The 15,902-nt window shown below is 66.9% G+C and carries 15 protein-coding genes; 11 read left to right on the forward strand and 4 right to left on the reverse strand.

Going from position 1 to position 15,902, the window contains the following annotated elements:
• Positions 1–2: 2 nt before the first annotated feature.
• Positions 3–1,433, reverse strand: a complete 1,431-nt coding sequence (gene ramB / locus NYP18_RS01605; protein WP_259426372.1) for an acetate metabolism transcriptional regulator RamB — start codon at positions 1,431–1,433, stop codon at positions 3–5.
• A 411-nt stretch (positions 1,434–1,844) separates the two neighbouring features.
• Between ramB and NYP18_RS01610 the strand changes: the two genes are divergently transcribed.
• The 8 genes from NYP18_RS01610 (at position 1,845) to NYP18_RS15400 (ending at position 8,993) form a co-directional block, all read left to right on the forward strand.
• Positions 1,845–2,600 carry a succinate dehydrogenase cytochrome b subunit gene (locus tag NYP18_RS01610; protein WP_259426373.1) on the forward strand — a complete coding sequence of 252 codons (756 nt, stop codon included), beginning with the start codon at positions 1,845–1,847 and terminating at the stop codon, positions 2,598–2,600.
• Positions 2,601–2,625: 25 nt separating this feature from the next.
• On the forward strand, positions 2,626–4,635 hold the full coding sequence (locus NYP18_RS01615; RefSeq protein WP_259426374.1) for a fumarate reductase/succinate dehydrogenase flavoprotein subunit: 2,010 nt from the start codon (positions 2,626–2,628) through the stop codon (positions 4,633–4,635).
• Positions 4,635–5,384: a succinate dehydrogenase/fumarate reductase iron-sulfur subunit gene (locus NYP18_RS01620; protein ID WP_126120251.1), complete on the forward strand. Its 750-nt coding sequence runs from the start codon at positions 4,635–4,637 to the stop codon at positions 5,382–5,384. Before NYP18_RS01615 ends, NYP18_RS01620 begins: the two co-directional genes overlap by 1 nt.
• A 46-nt stretch (positions 5,385–5,430) precedes the next feature.
• Positions 5,431–5,811, forward strand: coding sequence for a hypothetical protein (locus tag NYP18_RS01625; RefSeq protein WP_259426375.1), 381 nt, complete (start codon positions 5,431–5,433; stop codon positions 5,809–5,811).
• Positions 5,812–6,016: 205 nt separating this feature from the next.
• Complete coding sequence (locus NYP18_RS01630) at positions 6,017–7,333, forward strand: DUF445 domain-containing protein (protein ID WP_259426376.1); 1,317 nt, start codon at positions 6,017–6,019, stop codon at positions 7,331–7,333.
• 29 nt (positions 7,334–7,362) lie between these two features.
• Positions 7,363–8,070 carry a CGLAU_01105 family protein gene (locus NYP18_RS01635; RefSeq protein WP_259426377.1) on the forward strand — a complete coding sequence of 236 codons (708 nt, stop codon included), beginning with the start codon at positions 7,363–7,365 and terminating at the stop codon, positions 8,068–8,070.
• Between the two features lie 8 nt (positions 8,071–8,078).
• On the forward strand, positions 8,079–8,366 hold the full coding sequence (locus NYP18_RS01640) for a DUF2516 family protein (protein WP_259426378.1): 288 nt from the start codon (positions 8,079–8,081) through the stop codon (positions 8,364–8,366).
• Positions 8,367–8,372: 6 nt separating this feature from the next.
• Positions 8,373–8,993 (forward strand): 2-deoxyribose-5-phosphate aldolase, encoded by a 621-nt coding sequence (locus NYP18_RS15400; protein WP_304503496.1) that lies wholly within the window; start codon positions 8,373–8,375, stop codon positions 8,991–8,993.
• On the opposite strand, the gene NYP18_RS01650 is transcribed toward NYP18_RS15400, so the two are convergent.
• From NYP18_RS01650 to NYP18_RS01660, 3 genes are read right to left on the reverse strand one after another with little or no spacing between them, the layout of a single operon-like run.
• The gene (locus NYP18_RS01650) at positions 8,962–9,729 is read right to left on the reverse strand and encodes an LmeA family phospholipid-binding protein (protein WP_259426379.1); all 768 of its coding nucleotides are present in this window, start codon (positions 9,727–9,729) and stop codon (positions 8,962–8,964) included. The genes NYP18_RS15400 and NYP18_RS01650 overlap by 32 nt on opposite strands.
• A 20-nt stretch (positions 9,730–9,749) precedes the next feature.
• Complete coding sequence (locus tag NYP18_RS01655; protein ID WP_259426380.1) at positions 9,750–10,577, reverse strand: class I SAM-dependent methyltransferase; 828 nt, start codon at positions 10,575–10,577, stop codon at positions 9,750–9,752.
• 29 nt (positions 10,578–10,606) lie between these two features.
• Entirely contained in the window at positions 10,607–11,110 is a 504-nt protein-coding gene (locus NYP18_RS01660; RefSeq protein WP_259426381.1) for a DUF2505 domain-containing protein, read from the reverse strand.
• A 24-nt stretch (positions 11,111–11,134) separates the two neighbouring features.
• On the opposite strand from NYP18_RS01660, the gene NYP18_RS01665 reads away from it, so the two are divergent.
• The 3 genes from NYP18_RS01665 (at position 11,135) to NYP18_RS01675 (ending at position 15,902) form a co-directional block, all read left to right on the forward strand.
• Entirely contained in the window at positions 11,135–12,265 is a 1,131-nt protein-coding gene (locus NYP18_RS01665; protein WP_439648036.1) for a UDP-N-acetylmuramate dehydrogenase, read from the forward strand.
• 191 nt (positions 12,266–12,456) lie between these two features.
• Complete coding sequence (locus tag NYP18_RS01670; protein WP_259426382.1) at positions 12,457–14,415, forward strand: hypothetical protein; 1,959 nt, start codon at positions 12,457–12,459, stop codon at positions 14,413–14,415.
• Complete coding sequence (locus NYP18_RS01675; protein ID WP_259426383.1) at positions 14,412–15,902, forward strand: hypothetical protein; 1,491 nt, start codon at positions 14,412–14,414, stop codon at positions 15,900–15,902. Before NYP18_RS01670 ends, NYP18_RS01675 begins: the two co-directional genes overlap by 4 nt.

The following is a 15,902-nucleotide window of genomic DNA, read 5'->3' on the forward strand; positions in this document are numbered from 1 at the left end:
GCCTAATTGTAGGGCGCCACCGAGGAGCGGTGCGCATCGACGGTGATCTCCTCGTGGATCGGGGGGAAGGCACGCTGGGCGCAGTTCTCACGCGGGCACAGCCGGCAGCCGGCGCCGATGGGGGTGGCGCTGGACAGGTCCTCCAGATTCAGCCCCTCCGCGTAGACGGTGCGGTCGGCGTGCCGGGCCTCGCAGCCCAGGCCGATGGCGAAGAGCTTGCCGGTGTCACCGAAACGGCCGCGGTGGTGGCGGACGGTGCGGGCGATCCACAGGTAGTTGCGACCGTCAGGCATCTGGGCGAGCTGCCGCAGGATGGTGCCCGGGTTGGTGAAGGACTCGTAGATGTTCCACAGCGGGCAGGTGCCACCCGAGTTGGCCAGATGGAAACCGGTGGCGGACTGCCGCTTCGACATGTTGCCGGCGCGGTCGACGCGGACGAAGGTGAAGGGGATGCCCCGCAGCTTCGGGCGTTGGAGCGTGGACAACCGGCTGGAGACGGTCTCGTAGCCCACGCCGAAGACCTGGCAGAGGAAGTCGACGTCGTAGCCGGAGCGTTCGGCCTCCGAGTGGATGCTCTGGTAGGGCAGCAGGACGGCGGCGGCGAAATAGCTGGCGATACCGCGGCGGGCGAGGTTGGCCGAGGCCTCGGAGGTGAAGGCCTCCTCTGCGACCAGGGCCTCGACAGCGTCACCCGCCTCCAGGTAGGCCAGTTCCATGCCCATGCGGAAAGCCCGTTGTCCGGTGTTCAGACGGCTGGCCAGCTGCAGGTGGCCGGTGTCCCGGTCAAGGCTGTGGAGGGTGCCGTTGAGTTCGGAGGAGGTGGAGATCTCAATGCCGTGGTGGTCGCGCAGCCGCTCGGCGATGGCGTCCTCGGTGGGGCGGATGGAGAACCTCTCCACCCCGATCTCCGTGGCGAGGGCCTCCGCGGCGGTGTCGAGGGTGTCCAGGTAGTTCTGCCGGGCGTAGAAGAAGTCGCGGACCTCGTCGTGCGGCATGGACAGGGCCTGGGTGCCCAGTGAGGTGTTGAGTGGGCCGGCGTGGCGGCGTGTGTCGGTGGCGATGGACAGCTTGTCACGGACGTTGCGGTAGCGCCGGTGCATGTCGACCATCGTGCGGGCGATGGACGGGTGGTTGTACACCAGCTCCGACAGCTCCTGCAGTTCCACCGGGTTGGGGCACAGTTCCTTGTCGAGGACGACGTCCTGGATCTCGGCGAGGAGACGTGAGTCGTCGTCGCGGGAGAAGAAGGTGGCATCGACTCCGAAGGCCTCGGTGATGCGCAGGAGAACAGGGACGGTCAGCGGCCGGACGTCATGTTCGATCTGGTTGACGTAGCTGGCGGACAGTCCGAGCGTGGCCGCGAGTGAGGCTTGGCTGAGGTCACGTTCGCGGCGCAGTTGGCGCAGGCGCGAACCCACGTAGGTCTTTCCCATGTCCGATATCGTAGCGTGATGGCGCTCACTTCTACACATTCTTTGCAAACTTGATGCGAAGAAAGTTAATGATCCGGGGAATGTTCTGGTTGAAATCAATCCCGGGGGTGAAAGCAATCGAAAGTTTGACACCTATCGGGGTGGGATTGACTGGACTGAAGGTCCGGGGTGAGCAACCTCACAGTACCCTGAGAATTGGGGTCCTGCCGTTGCATTATCCGGAGACTCTGGGGAAAGGGGCGTGGCAGGCGGGTGGTTTGGTTCCCGATTGGGGCTGCAATCATGAGGTAAGGCTCGCCTCAGTCGTCATCGGGGTGGGGTGCGGGGGTCATCGGAAGGGCTGGTCAGGTTGCCTGAAAGTGGTCCCGACCGGTGGGGGCACCGTAAAGTATGAGCGACACTGGAGGTGCCATGACTGTTAAAAACGCAGACCGTGACGCAATCGCTCACGGCGTTATCACTGAGAAGCCGCTGCGCGAGCGGCCGTCCTACCCGACCTGGGCCATCAAACTGGTGATGGCCATCACCGGCCTGATCTTCGGACTGTACGTCCTGGTTCACATGGTCGGTAACCTGAAGATCTACATGCCCGACCATAACGGGATCGCCGCCATCAACGAATACGGTGAGTTCCTCCGTACCGTCGGCGCCCCGATCTTCCCCCGCGAGTCCATCGTGTGGATCCTGCGTATCACGCTGCTGGTGGCGGTGGCCCTGCATGTTCACGGCGCCTTCGCCCTGAACGCACGCTCCCGCGTCTCCCGCGGCAAGTTCAACCGCACCAATCTGATGGGTGGCCTGGACTCCTTCTCCACCCGTTCGATGCTGATCACCGGCATCATCCTGCTGCTGTTCATCATCTTCCACCTTCTCGACCTGACCATCGGCGTCGCTCCGGCAGCCCCGGAGACCTTCGCCCATGGCGAGGTCTACGCGAACATGATCGCCAGCTTCTCCCGCTGGCCTGTCGCGATCTTCTACATCCTCGCCATGGTCGTGCTGTTCCTGCACCTGTCCCACGGCATCTGGCTCGCCGTGTCCGACCTGGGCATCACCGGTAGGCGCTGGCGCAAGGTTCTCCTCGTCGTCGCCTACCTGGTGCCGGCGATCGTCGTGATCGGCAACATCGTGATGCCGCTGTCCATCGCACTGGGCTGGCTCAGCTAGGTCCTGAAGGGAAGTTCTGAAAAATATGAGCAACACCGAGACTGCCTCTCGTTCTGAGTTCAAGCACCCGGCCTCCATCGTCGAGGGTGTCATTCCGGGCACCGTCCTCGACAACGCCGAGCCGCAGGGCGTGCCGACCAAGGACATGTGGGAGTACCAGAAGGAGCACATGAACCTTGTGTCTCCGCTGAACCGCCGTAAGTTCAAGATCCTCGTCGTCGGCACCGGCCTGTCCGGCGGCGCCGCCGCAGCCGCCCTCGGCGAGCTGGGTTATGACGTCAAGGTCTTCACCTACCACGACGCCCCGCGTCGTGCGCACTCCATCGCCGCACAGGGTGGAGTGAACTCCGCCCGCGGCAAGAAGGTCGACAACGACGGCGCATACCGCCACGTCAAGGACACCGTCAAGGGCGGCGACTACCGTGGCCGCGAGTCCGACTGCTGGCGTCTCGCCATCGAGTCCGCCCGCGTCATCGACCACATGAACGCCATCGGCGCCCCCTTCGCCCGTGAGTACGGCGGCACCCTGGCCACCCGTTCCTTCGGTGGTGTGCAGGTCTCCCGTACCTACTACACCCGCGGCCAGACGGGCCAGCAGCTCCAGCTGTCCACCGCATCTGCGCTCACCCGCCAGATCGGCCTGGGCAACGTGGAGATCTTCACCCACGCCGACCTGGTCGACATCATCGTCACCAACAAGGACGGCAAGAAGCGTTGCGAGGGCATCGTCACCCGCAACCTCATCACCGGTGAGCTGTCCGCCCACACCGGCCACGCAGTTCTGCTGGCCACCGGTGGTTACGGCAACGTGTACCACATGTCCACCCTGGCCAAGAACTCCAACGCAGGCGCCCTCATGCGTGCATACGAGCAGGGTGCGTACTTCGCCTCCCCGGCCTTCATCCAGTTCCACCCGACCGGCCTGCCGGTCAACGCGACCTGGCAGTCGAAGACCATCCTGATGTCCGAGTCGCTGCGTAACGACGGCCGCATCTGGTCCCCGAAGAACCCGAAGGACGACCGCGACCCGAACTCCATCCCGGAGGAGGAGCGCGACTACTTCCTGGAGCGCCGCTACCCGGCCTTCGGCAACCTGGTCCCGCGTGACGTCGCCTCCCGTGCGATCTCCCAGCAGATCAACGCCGGTCTGGGTGTGGGCCCGCTGTACAACTCCGCGTTCCTGGACTTCCGTGACGCCATCGAGCGTCTCGGCCAGGACACCATCCGCGAGCGTTACTCGAACCTGTTCGAGATGTACGAGGACGCCATCGGTGAGGACCCCTACGCCTCCCCGATGCGTATCGCCCCGACCTGCCACTTCACCATGGGTGGCCTGTGGACCGACTTCAACGAGATGACCTCCCTCGACGGCCTGTTCGCCGCCGGTGAGGCCTCCTGGACCTACCACGGTGCGAACCGTCTGGGCGCCAACTCGCTGCTGTCGGCCTCGGTCGACGGCTGGTTCACCCTGCCGTTCACCATCCCGAACTACCTGGCTGACTACCTGGGCGAGGATGCCCTGGCGACGGACTCCCCGGAGGCCGCCGAGGCTGTCGAGCGCGCCCAGGCACGCATCGACCGCCTGCTCAACATCAAGGGCCCGAACCCGCGCGGCGCCGACCACTACCACCGCCAGCTCGGCGAGCTGCTGTACTTCGCCTGCGGTGTGTCCCGTAACGTCAAGGACCTGCAGGACGCGATCGTCAAGATCCGCGAGATCCGCGAGGACTTCTGGACCAATGTCCAGATCCCGGGCGAGCAGAACTACATGAACCAGGCCCTCGAGTACGCCGCACGCGTGGCTGACTACATCGACCTGGGCGAGCTCATGTGTGTCGATGCCCTCGACCGCGATGAGTCCTGTGGTGCGCACTTCCGTGACGACCACCTCTCCGAGGACGGCGAGGCCGAGCGCGACGATGAGAACTGGTGCTTCGTCTCCGCATGGGAGCCGGCCGGCGAGGGCAAGTTCATCCGCCACGCCGACCCGCTCGTCTTCGAATCGATCCCGCTGCAGACAAGGAACTACAAGTAATGAAGCTGACACTTGAGATCTGGCGTCAGGCCGGACCGACCCAGGAGGGCAAGTTCGAGACCGTCCAGGTCCCGGACGCTGTCCCGCAGATGTCGATCCTGGAGCTCCTCGATCACGTCAACAACCGCCTGATCGAGGAGAACAAGGAACCCTACATGTTCGCCTCGGACTGCCGTGAGGGCATCTGCGGCACCTGTGGTCTGACAGTCAACGGCCGTCCGCACGGTCCGGGCCAGAACACCCCGGCCTGCCAGCAGCGTCTGGTCGGTTACAACGAGGGCGACGTCATCAAGCTGGAGCCGATGCGCTCCGCCGCTTTCCCGGTCATCAAGGACATGGTCGTGGACCGTTCCTCCCTGGAGCGCGTCATGCAGAAGGGCGGCTACGTCTCCATCAACGCCGGTACCGCCCCGGATGCCGACACCCTGCACATGAACCACGAGGTCGCCGAGCTCGCTCTCGACCACGCCGCCTGCATCGGCTGTGGTGCCTGTGTGGCAGCCTGCCCGAACGGTGCCGCGCACCTGTTCACCGGCGCGAAGCTGGTCCACCTCTCCCTCATGCCGCTGGGCAAGGAAGAGCGTGGCAAGCGTGCCCGCCAGATGGTCGACGAGCTGGAGACCAACTTCGGTCACTGCTCCCTCTACGGTGAGTGCGCCGACGTCTGCCCGGCGGGTATCCCGCTGACTGCCGTCGCCGCCGTCACCAAGGAGCGGGCGCGTGCCGCCTTCCGCGGCAAGGACGACTAAACTCGGTGTTGAACCGAGTATCGAGAGACGAAAGCGAGTAAAGGCTATGGCTTCCACCAATTACGCGGTCGCCGATCAGGCATCCGAGTCCTTCCCGGACTATGCACCCAAGCTGCACCATTCCTACATCGAGGGATACGAGCCCAACTCCCTGGGCGCGCCGCACTCCTCCCTGGAGCGCTCCTCCACCTGGATCGGTATGGGTCTGCTGCTCGGCCCGGCCCTGGCTGGCGTCGGCATCATGATCTGGGTCGCCGCAACCTGGGTCTGGGGTCCGGGCGTGGGCCCGGCGGATTACAACCTCCCGCTGCTCTTCGGCATCGGAGTAGCCGTTGCCGTGGCGTTCGCGGTGGCCGGCTTCGGCCTCATCTTCTGGGGTCGCCGCTACTACCGTGAGTACCGTAAAACCACCGGTCGCGTGAACTAGTCCGCACCGCTGACGTCTTTCGGCGACCGGCTCCGCCCCCTCCTGCCATGTGCAGGCAGGGGGCGGAGCTTTTTCGTACCCTGGGTCCCGTGCGCCGAAACATCATCATCGTCCTGATCACCCTGATCACCCTGCTGACCTCGTTCAGTCTGTTCCAGTACGCCCTGGAACTGCTGTGAGACCGCGGGCGTCCATAATGGAGGGCATGGGAAGACACAGCGAGACAGCGCTTATCAACGCCCGGCAGATGCCCGGCCCCGGCCCGGAGGTCGAGGCGGAGCGCCGACGCGCGCTGCGCCGCCACAAGGCCTTCGTCACCGGCCTGCTGGTCGTCGCAGCGGTCATCTTCCTGGCCTGCAGTTGGTGGCAGTCGCAGCCGGGTGGGGCCCCGGTGTGGGTCGGTTATGTCCGGGCGGCCGCGGAGGCCGGCATGATCGGTGGTCTGGCGGACTGGTTCGCCGTGACCGCGCTGTTCCGGCACCCCCTGCGGATCCCGATCCCGCACACCGCGATCATCCCGAAGAAAAAGGACCAGCTGGGGCAGGCACTCTCCGGCTTCGTGGGGGAGAACTTCCTCAACGCGGAGCTGATCACGGAGAAGGTCCGGTCGGCGGACATCCCGCAGCGCCTGGGTGCCTGGCTGTCGCAGCCGGACAACGCGGGGAAGGTCTCCCGGGAGGCCGGCCGCCTCACAGCGAACGCCATCCGCGCCCTGGACCCTGCGGACGCGGAGGCGGTGATCCAGTCGCAGCTGATCGACAAGTTGGCGGAGCCGCAGTGGGGTCCACCGGCGGGCCGGGTGCTGGCCGGTCTCATCGAGGACGGTCGCACCGAGCCGGTGGTCCAGGAGGTGGTCACGTGGGCGCACCGGAAGGTGCAGGGCATGGAGGACACCGTCGTGGAGCTCATCGACGAGCGGATGCCCACCTGGGCCCCGCAGTTCGCGAAGCAGCTGGTGGGTGCGAAGGTGTACAAGGAACTGGTGGGCTTCACCGCCGCAGTCGCCAACGACCCCTCGCATGAGGCCCGCGGTGCCATCCGCCGTTTCCTCGCCGACCTCGCGGATGACCTGCAGCACGATCCGACGATGATCGCCCGGGTGGAGGGGATCAAACACGATCTCATGGGTTCGACCCCGGTCCGTGGAGCGGCCGCCACCATCTGGGCGAACGCCTCCGCCTCCCTGGTGGACGCCGCCACCGACGAGAGCTCCCTGCTGCGCACGAAGATCACCGAGCTGTGCCTGACGTGGGGCAGCAACATCCAGACGGACGTGGAACTGCGTGCCAGCCTGGAACGCCGGATCACTGGTGGCGCGGCCTTTCTGGCGGACAACTACGCCGGCGAGGTCACCGCCATCATCTCGGAGACCGTCGAGCGCTGGGACGCCGCGGAGGCCAGCGACAAGATCGAGCTGATGGTGGGCAAGGACCTGCAGTACATCCGCCTCAACGGCACGATTGTCGGTGCACTTGCGGGACTTCTTATTTACACTGTGAATCACCTGCTCTTCGGAGCGTGACGCTGACTCTTCAGGAGGGAAGTCCCACCATGACCACCCCGAACGACAACACCACCCCCGACCACGAGCAGAACCGCTCCATGCTGGACAACCTGCGGGAGCCGTTCCAGGCCTGGCTCTCCGCAGGATCGCGTCTGGGGGACGTGGTCTCCGACTTCGCCGGCCGGTTCCGGGAGGACCGGGAGAAGACCGGGTTCAGCTCCGGGGCGCACGCACAGCCCAGCCCGGTGACGGAGGAGGACTCCACCACCGACCGCTTCAAGGCCGCCGCCCAGGAGGCGCGGGAGGGACTGTCCGCTGCGAAGAACACCGAGGATTACAAGCGGGTCTCCGCGGTCTTCGCGGGTCACGCCGAGGAGATCATCCGGGATCTGGCCGGCTCGGCACGTCGTGCCGCCGACCAGACGAAGGACTCCGAATCTGCGGAGGATGCCCGCAACGCCTTCGACCGGGCCGTCGCCGCGGTGCGCGAGACCTTCGATGAGACCGTCGAGCAGGCCCGCGTCCGCCGCGCGGCCTCCGGTGATGAACAGCACGAGCAGTCCTTCATCGAGGAGCTCCGGGGCCGTCTTGACGACCTCATCAGCCGGGCGGGTTCGCTGGCGGGCCGGGAGGAGAAGGAGCGTTTCACCCCGACCGCCCCCTCGACAACCGGTGAGGGTGAGGTGCCGCATATGATTGACGGTGAGGTCATCAGCACCACCGAGGTGCCCACCGACACCGACAAGGACAGCTAGAACTCCCCATGACTCTGATTGCCGGCTACATCATCTTCGAACGTCTGCTGTTCGCCCTGATCGCCCTGACTGGTGTGGTCGGTGCGTTCTTCGCCGCGACCACACGCGACGACGCCTACCAGGCGGCTGACCGTCAGACGAAGTGGATCTGGGTGGCCATCCTCGTGGGCTCCGCCTTCGTGGTCATCACCCGGGTGCCTTTCCTGTCCTGGGCTGGCATGGTCGCCATCGGCGTGTACTGGTTCGACGTCCGTCCCCACCTGAAGTCCCTGATCAGCGGCAGCCACGGCTGGTAGGCGGCCGTGACATCGGATCTGGCGTGGCTCAGGGGCCACGCCTTTCTCATGTGCGTCGGCCCCGGTTTCGGCCCGCAGGATGTGGTCCCCGCGGTGTCCGGGGCTCTGGAGACCGGCCTGGGCGGCATCGTGCTCTCACCCTCCCATCTGGAGCTGGGCGGTGACACGGAGGGTCTCACGGTGGCCGTGGTGGTGGGTTTCCCCACGGGACGCCACCACAGCCTGGTCAAGGCCGCGGAGGCCCGCCTGGCGGTGCAGCAGGGGGCCACGGAGGTGTGGCTGAGCCCGGACATGGCCGTGGCGGACAGCAACCGGCTGCTGGCGGAATTCGTGGCCGTGCGGGAGGCGGTGCCGCACCCGGTGACACTCGCCGTCATCCTGGAGACCCCCGCCCGCACCCCGGAGTCCGTGGCCGCAGTGGCGGAGGCCGCCCGGCTCGCCGGGGTGGACCGCCTGGTCACGGCCGGCGGCTGGCTGGGGGAGGGCACCGGGGCGTCGGTGAGCACGGACCTGCCGTTGACGGTGACCGGCGCGGAGACACTGGAGGACGTGATCACCGCCCTGGAATCAGGGGCGGACCGCGTGGGCGTCAGCTCTACTGCAGCTGTGGATTCCCCACCTCACTGAGCGGGACATTCTCGCCGCTCACACGCATGCGGGCCCCGCCCTCGATGACGGTGAATTCCTCGATGGTGAAGCCTGCGGCCTGCTCCGCGACCCCCTCCCGCAGGGAGGCGGTGATCATGTCGGTGACCTGGCCGGGCAGGTCGAAACCGAACAGGGAGGCGCCGGTGGCCACGAAGGTGAGCTGGCCGTCCACGGGGGTGGGGGAGAGGTTGAGCTCGGCCATCCCGTTGTTGAACTGGACGTTGAGGGTGCCGGCCGCGGCATCGGAGGTGACGCCGGTGAGCTGGAGCAGCCCGCCGGCGTTCTCCTCCGCCATGGACTGCTGGATCACGGCCAGCAGGTACTCGTCGGGGACCTCGGTGGTGGCGACCATGCGGCCGGCCACGGGGTTGTCGGGGTCGGAGATGAGCAGGTCGTTCAGGACGACGTGGGTTCCGGGCTGGCCGATGATCTCCTGACCGGTGACCTGCAGGGTGGAGGGCGTGGTCACCTCCACCTCGGGGATGGTTCCCCGGGTGGCGGAGAGGATCAGCGGTGTGGCGCCGAATGCGATGGTGGGGTCCTCCGTCAGCTCCACGCCCTCCCGGGCGGCCTGCTCCCGGAATTCAGTGCGCAGTTCGTTGCCCATGAACCACCGCAGGCCGAATTCGGCGACGAGCAGCAGGACGAGGAGGGCCACGAGGAGGCCGACGATGAATTTCCAGATGGCCGAGGAGGCCGAGCGCGCAGATGCCATGGGTGCCAGTGTCCCGTAGATCAGGTACCCGGGGCAACCGCTCCCCACGGGATTGTCAGGATGCTGTCACGCAGGTTCCGGCGAACGGGTTCAATGGGCCAGCCTTCGGCGATGAGCTCGGCACGCGCGTTACGCCAGCGCACCCGAGGACCGTAGGGCTCCCAGCCGGCGGCCCGGTTCCAGGCGTCGTCGGCGGCACTGAGCAGCTCGTGGATGCGTTCGCCGGGGGTGTTGCGGTGGATGAGGATCTTCGGCAGCCGCTCCGCCAGATCGGAGGGGGTGGCCACATCGAAGGGGTCCCAGGCGAGGGTGAGGGAGACGGGGCCGTCCGCGTCGAGAAGCAGCCAGGCGGCGCGGCGGCCGATTTCATCGCAGGTGCCCTCGATGAACAGGCCACCGGGGGCCAACCGCCGCAGCACCGACTCCCAGGCCTTCTCCACCTGGTCGACGTCGTACTGGCGCAGCACGTTGAAGGCACGCACCAGGTGGGGGTGATGTCCGGCGAGCTCGAAACCGCCGAGCTCGAAACGCACCCCACCCTGCGGCGGGAGGACCCGCCCGGGGTCGATCTCCAGGCCGACGACCTCTAGGTCGGGACGGATGGTGCGCAGCCGGGCGGCCCATTCCACGGTGGTGGTGTGGGAGGCGCCGTAGCCGACGTCGACGGCGAGGGGAGCGGGGGCGTCGATAAGCAGCCGGCGGACGCGCGGATGGTGCACCGTCCACCGGTCGGAACGGCGCAGCCGGTTGAAACCGGTGGTGCCGCGGGTGATGACGCCGAAAGGCCGACCACGGCCCTCCTCCGCGCGGACATTATGCGCGCGGAGGTTGGGAGTGTGGTCGGCCATGAGGTCAAGCAGTGGGAATCGGGGGACGCCTAGGCGTTCTCGGAGATCCAGCGCTCGGTGAGCTCACCCTCGGTGTTGAACAGGTCACCGAGTGCGTCGGCGACCTTCGGCTCGATGGCCGGACCCATGAACGGGATGTTCACGGAGACCTCGTTGTTGTAGTTCAGGGTGGTGGTGGCGTCGTCGTCGCTGAGGTTGATCTCGCCCTGGAAGTCGACGGGGGTGCCCTTGACGTCGGCGGTGTAGGAGATGTGGGAGGCGTTGTCGGCGAGCGGGCCGACGGTGACGACGCGCTTGACCTTCAGCGCCTGGGAGATCATCGCGCGGACGGCCTCGGGGAGGATGTCCAACGGCAGGACCTCGAAGAGGGTGACCACGGCGCCACCCTCGGTCGCCTCAAAGGAGTTGACCTCACCCGGTTCGGGGGAGAGGTGCTGTGCGATGAATGCCCAGTAGTCGGCGTTGGTCAGCGCGGCGTGGACCTTCTCGGCCGGCTGGTTGATGGTTACGGTGTTCTCACTGCGGGATGCCATGACCAACAGACTACCGTTGAGCACGTGACCGATTCATCTCTGACCCCGGACATCCGCACGTGTCTCACCCGGATTGCGGATGTGAGCCTCGATGAGCACACCACGTTCGCCGGGCTGACTACCCTCCACCTGGGGGGACGCCCCCTCCTCGCGGTGCGGTGCGGCACCACCGCAGCCGTGGCGGAGGCCGTGCGGCTTCTCGACGCCGCCGCCATCCCCCTCCTCATCGTCGGCGGCGGCTCCAACCTCGTCGTCGCCGACGGGGATCTCGGGCTGGTGGCCGTGATCCTGGAGAACGACGCCCTCGAGCTGGACACCGGCAGCGGTCTGGTCCGCGTCGGGGCGGGCGCGGTATGGGATGACGTGGTGGCCGCCACGGTTGCGGCCGGCCTGGGCGGTATCGAGTGCCTGTCCGGCATCCCCGGTTCCGCCGGTGCCACCCCGGTGCAGAATGTCGGGGCCTACGGGGTGGAGATCTCGGAGGTGCTCACCCGTGTGCTGCTGCTGGAGCGCGCCACCGGTGAGGTCTCCTGGGTGGACGCTGATTCCCTGGAACTGGCCTACCGCCGGTCGAATCTGAAGTTCACCGGCCGGGGTGTGGTCCTGGAACTGGAGATGCAGCTGAACCCGGACGGGCAGTCGGCGCCGTTGCGCTTCGGGGAGCTCGCCCGCAGCCTGGGGGCCACCGCGGCCGGGGAGCGGCGTCCGGTGGCACAGGTCCGCGAGGCGGTCCTGGCGCTGCGCCGGGGCAAGGGGATGGTGCTCGAGGAGAGCGACCACGACACCTGGTCCGCGGGCTCTTTCTTCACCAACCCGGTGGTGGAGGTGGCGGTGGCCGATGCGGTGCAGGCGGCGGTCCGTGCGGAGCGCGGTGATGAGGACGCCGACCGGATGCCGCGCTTCCCGGCGGGGGAGAGGCAGGTCAAGCTCTCCGCCGCGTGGTTGATCGACCGGACCGGCTTCCACCGTGGTTATCCGGCGGAGGGGGCACCGGTGCGCCTGTCGACGAAACACACCCTCGCCCTGACCAACCGCGGCAGCGCAGTCACCGCAGACCTGGTGGCCCTGGCCCGTGAGGTCCGGGACGGGGTCCAGGACCGTTTCGGGGTGACTCTCGTCTCCGAGCCGGTGTGGATCGGGGTGTCCATCGACTGAGGCCACCCCCGTGGCCACAGAACCTGCATCTTTGCTGAGGCGGAGGGGTGGGGCTGAATCATTGCTGAGACGCCTGGGGTGGATCTGAGTAGGATCAGGACGAATCGGGGCCTGCTCGGCGGTGATCAGTATGAGGGGATCACGGTGGCGAGCCGATTCCCGGACCCGCCCCTGCACTTCCCCAGAGGAATATGATGCCCCGTTTCTTTCCTGCCCTGATCCGGTCATCCGCCGCCATACTGTCCGTCGCCCTGGCGCTGTCTGCGGCCCCGGCCACCGCCGCAGAAAAACCCACCCTGAAACTCTCGGAACTGGGGCTTGCCGATGACCTGTCTCTGCCCGGGCGCACCGTCGAGGTTCCGCTGAGCTTCCGGGTGCCCGACGGCACCGTCCCGACGACGCTGACGGGGCAGCTGCAGCTGCCTACCGAGTACTCAGGTGGGATGTTCGAGATCCACCAGGACAACAGGATGTACTCCGCCACCCCGGTGGTGGTGGAGGGTTTCGCCGCCGAGATCGCCCTGCCGTTGGACGGCGTCACCGTCGAAGCCGGCCGTGCAGACATCACTCTCCGTGCGGTCCTGGACGTGGTGGGGGACCAGTGGTGCATCGAGGAACCGGAGGCGGTCCTCCTGGATGCCACAGTCAGTTTCTCGGGGGACACCGCGCATCCGACGGTGGTGGCGGAGTTTCTTCCCGCCGTGCTGAAGAAACTCAGCATCCATGTGCCGGCGGACCCGGCGGGGACCGTCCAGGAGGCGGCGCTCGAGATCGCCACCTCCCTGGCCTCGGTGTACCGGCCGACCGACCTTGATGTCGAGGTGGTGGAACTGCCTCGGGGCACCACCAGCCCCACAGCGGCCCCTGAGGACTTCGAACGCCAGATCGTGCTCGTGGACGACGGCCCCGAGGGTAGGACCGAGCTGGTCAATGCCGGCCGGGACAACGTCTTCCTCCGGCTTTCCGGCGGCGGCGGGACCCTCTACGACCAGACCCGGCTGCTCACCGACTCCCTGCTCCCCCTGGCTGCTGACATCGAGGTCACCCCCGCCGGTTTCGGTGACATCCCGGACCTGTCCGCGGACGTGGCGACCCTGGCTGAGCTGGGGAACCACAATCTCATCTCTGAATCCGTGGCCCGTACGCGGGTCCCCATCGGCGTGGAACGCTCCCGTCTGCGTCCCTACGCCGCCTCCCTCGACGTCCACCTCGCCGGCACCTACACCCCGCTGCCCGACGCGAACAGCGGACAGATCACCGCAACTGTGGGGGACACAGTCCTCGATGCCTTCACTGTTGACCAGACCGGGGTCATCGACCGTCGGTTCACCGTTCCGGGTGAGCTGATGGACCGTTACGTCGAGATCGGCGTGGAGTTCCGCACCCTCGGTGAGGTCTCCTGCGGGAACACTCAGCCGGTGGGCCTGAACATTGATGCGGACAGCGTGGTGACTGCGCAGCATTCGGATAGCCCGGTGCTGCGCGGATTCCGTGTCCTGCCCCAGTCCTTCCAAGCGGGCGTCGATGTCGCCCTCGCCGAGGGGGACGCCGCAGATCTGTCGCGCGCTGTCCGCGTGCTCACCGGTGTCCAGTCCCTGAGTTCCCAGCACATCCGTCCCCACCTGGTCGACTGGGACGAGGCGGTGGCGGGCTCCCGCTCCACCATCCTGGTGGATGCGGGAGGAACCCGACTGGAGCAGGTCCCCACCTACCTCAACCAGACAGCCACCACCGTCGAGGTCTCCGACGGAAGCAGAGCTGTTCCCTCGGACACCGACCTCGTGCGCAGCCTCAACACGGGCAGCGGTCTGCCCGCGGCCTCCCTCCAGGCTGTCTGGGACGAGGACGCCGCCCGGATGCTTCTCGTGGCCTCCGCCACGGGTGCATCCGGGCAGCTGGATGAACTGCTCGATTGGCTGGAGGAAGGTGATGACCGCTGGGCCGGGCTGGACGGTGAGATCCTTGTCCGGACCGGAGAGCGGGAACCGGTCGAACTCAGTGTCGTGGCCGCCCCGGAACCGGTTGCCGAGGTCTCCCGCGCCGGTGTGGCCGCCGCAGTCGCGGCAGTGGCGGTGGCCCTGGCCGTAGCTCTGTCCCTCTGGTCCGCCCGGCGCCTGAAGCGGCAGAAGCACCAGAACCTGGGCCGATGAGCACCACCCTTGCCGAGGAGAAGACACCGCAGGAGATCGGGACGCCCGGGACAGCTTCCGCACCCGGCCTGGCCACCTTCCTGCTCAGACTGGTCTTCTCGCTGAGCTGTGTCGTCGTGGCGTTCCTGGATTCCTTCCGTGCCATTGTCACGGACGCAGCTCAGGGCGTGGGGCATTACTCGCTGCTGGTGTTGTTCATGGCGGCGGTACTTCTCGTGGGATTCGATCGCCGCCGGGCACGGGCCCTGGACATCCACGACCGGGAGGTCGACTACATCATCGGCGGCATGGCCGTGATCCTGGCGGTGACCGTCAAGGTCCAGCTGCTGCCGCGCTTCGCGGAGTGGGATGCCCTCCTGCGCCTGGACATGTTCGCCATCCTGGTGTTCTCCTTCGGTGTCTCCAGTCTCATGCTCGGCATGCGTTCGACCCTGCACTTCGGCCCGGGCTGGATCCTCCTCTTCCTCTACAATGCGCCCGTCCACCTGCTGGTCTCAGTGACCTCCGGGGGAGGCTGGTGGGGTCCCACCATGGCGAACATCATTGGCATGTCCCTCGCGGTGACGGTTGCCGCACACAGGAACATCCCGCGCCCTGTCCGCGCCGGCCTGCTCACCCTGGCCATCGCCGTCATCCTGGCGGTGTGCGTCTGGTACCTCGCCGATGCCTCCCGCATCACGAAGCAGATCCCCGGGGTCGTGGCCACGGCCACCGTCGCCCTCATCGTCTCGGGTGGGAAACCACAGCGGTGGTCCATCCGCCGGCGCGAACCGACGGTGAAGAACATCAGGCCCGCCTTCGCCGCGGTACTGGCCGCCACCGTCCTGATGGTCCTCTACCCGGTCCACGCCGACAGCACGACGCAGACCACGGTCCAGCGGGGACCCTCCACCTCCTTCACGCTGGAGGACTCCACACTCCCGGGCTGGCAGGTGACGAAGTACACCGACTACGGCTGGGCGGGCCGGTTCTTCGGTGCCGAGTCCTCGCTGACCAGGCACAAACTCACCGCGGAGAGCCACAATCCGGAATGGGACGTGGACGGGCTCGTCCGCACCGTGGCAGTGGACACCCTGCGCGCCACGGAGGGGTACCAGGCCCGGACCTTCGGCGATGAGACCCTGTACTCCACGCTGACCGGACGTCGTTCCGAGCCAGTTACGGTCGCACTGGGGCACGGCATCAGCGGACGCGCGTACACGGTCCTCGATGAATCGGACTTCCTCACCTACACGAAACTGGTCTTCGAGTGGCAACCGGAGGGGGATATCGCAGAGAAGATCACCGTCATCGCAGTGGATGACCACCGTCCGGAGGCGCGGTTCCCGCAGCTCGCCCCATCGGTGACGCGCATGCTCGCCCAGGTGGCGACGATTCTCCTGCGCGGGAACGCCGTCACAGTGGACAACGACACCGAGTACAAGGATCTTGACCTGGTCACCCAGGTCGGCCGTGACATCGTCTCCGCCGCTGAAAGGAAATCCTGA

This window comes from Corynebacterium lemuris, from assembly GCF_024919295.1.
Lineage (GTDB): Bacteria > Actinomycetota > Actinomycetes > Mycobacteriales > Mycobacteriaceae > Corynebacterium > Corynebacterium lemuris.

Bases quoted from the DNA above. Each gene is read 5' to 3' on its own strand.
- ramB (WP_259426372.1), bottom strand. From the start codon at position 1,433: ATGGGAAAGACCTACGTGGGTTCGCGCCTGCGCCAACTGCGCCGCGAA.
- NYP18_RS01610 (WP_259426373.1), top strand. From the start codon at position 1,845: ATGACTGTTAAAAACGCAGACCGTGACGCAATCGCTCACGGCGTTATC.
- NYP18_RS01615 (WP_259426374.1), top strand. From the start codon at position 2,626: ATGAGCAACACCGAGACTGCCTCTCGTTCTGAGTTCAAGCACCCGGCC.
- NYP18_RS01620 (WP_126120251.1), top strand. From the start codon at position 4,635: ATGAAGCTGACACTTGAGATCTGGCGTCAGGCCGGACCGACCCAGGAG.
- NYP18_RS01625 (WP_259426375.1), top strand. From the start codon at position 5,431: ATGGCTTCCACCAATTACGCGGTCGCCGATCAGGCATCCGAGTCCTTC.
- NYP18_RS01630 (WP_259426376.1), top strand. From the start codon at position 6,017: ATGGGAAGACACAGCGAGACAGCGCTTATCAACGCCCGGCAGATGCCC.
- NYP18_RS01635 (WP_259426377.1), top strand. From the start codon at position 7,363: ATGACCACCCCGAACGACAACACCACCCCCGACCACGAGCAGAACCGC.
- NYP18_RS01640 (WP_259426378.1), top strand. From the start codon at position 8,079: ATGACTCTGATTGCCGGCTACATCATCTTCGAACGTCTGCTGTTCGCC.
- NYP18_RS01650 (WP_259426379.1), bottom strand. From the start codon at position 9,729: ATGGCATCTGCGCGCTCGGCCTCCTCGGCCATCTGGAAATTCATCGTC.
- NYP18_RS01655 (WP_259426380.1), bottom strand. From the start codon at position 10,577: ATGGCCGACCACACTCCCAACCTCCGCGCGCATAATGTCCGCGCGGAG.
- NYP18_RS01660 (WP_259426381.1), bottom strand. From the start codon at position 11,110: ATGGCATCCCGCAGTGAGAACACCGTAACCATCAACCAGCCGGCCGAG.
- NYP18_RS01670 (WP_259426382.1), top strand. From the start codon at position 12,457: ATGATGCCCCGTTTCTTTCCTGCCCTGATCCGGTCATCCGCCGCCATA.
- NYP18_RS01675 (WP_259426383.1), top strand. From the start codon at position 14,412: ATGAGCACCACCCTTGCCGAGGAGAAGACACCGCAGGAGATCGGGACG.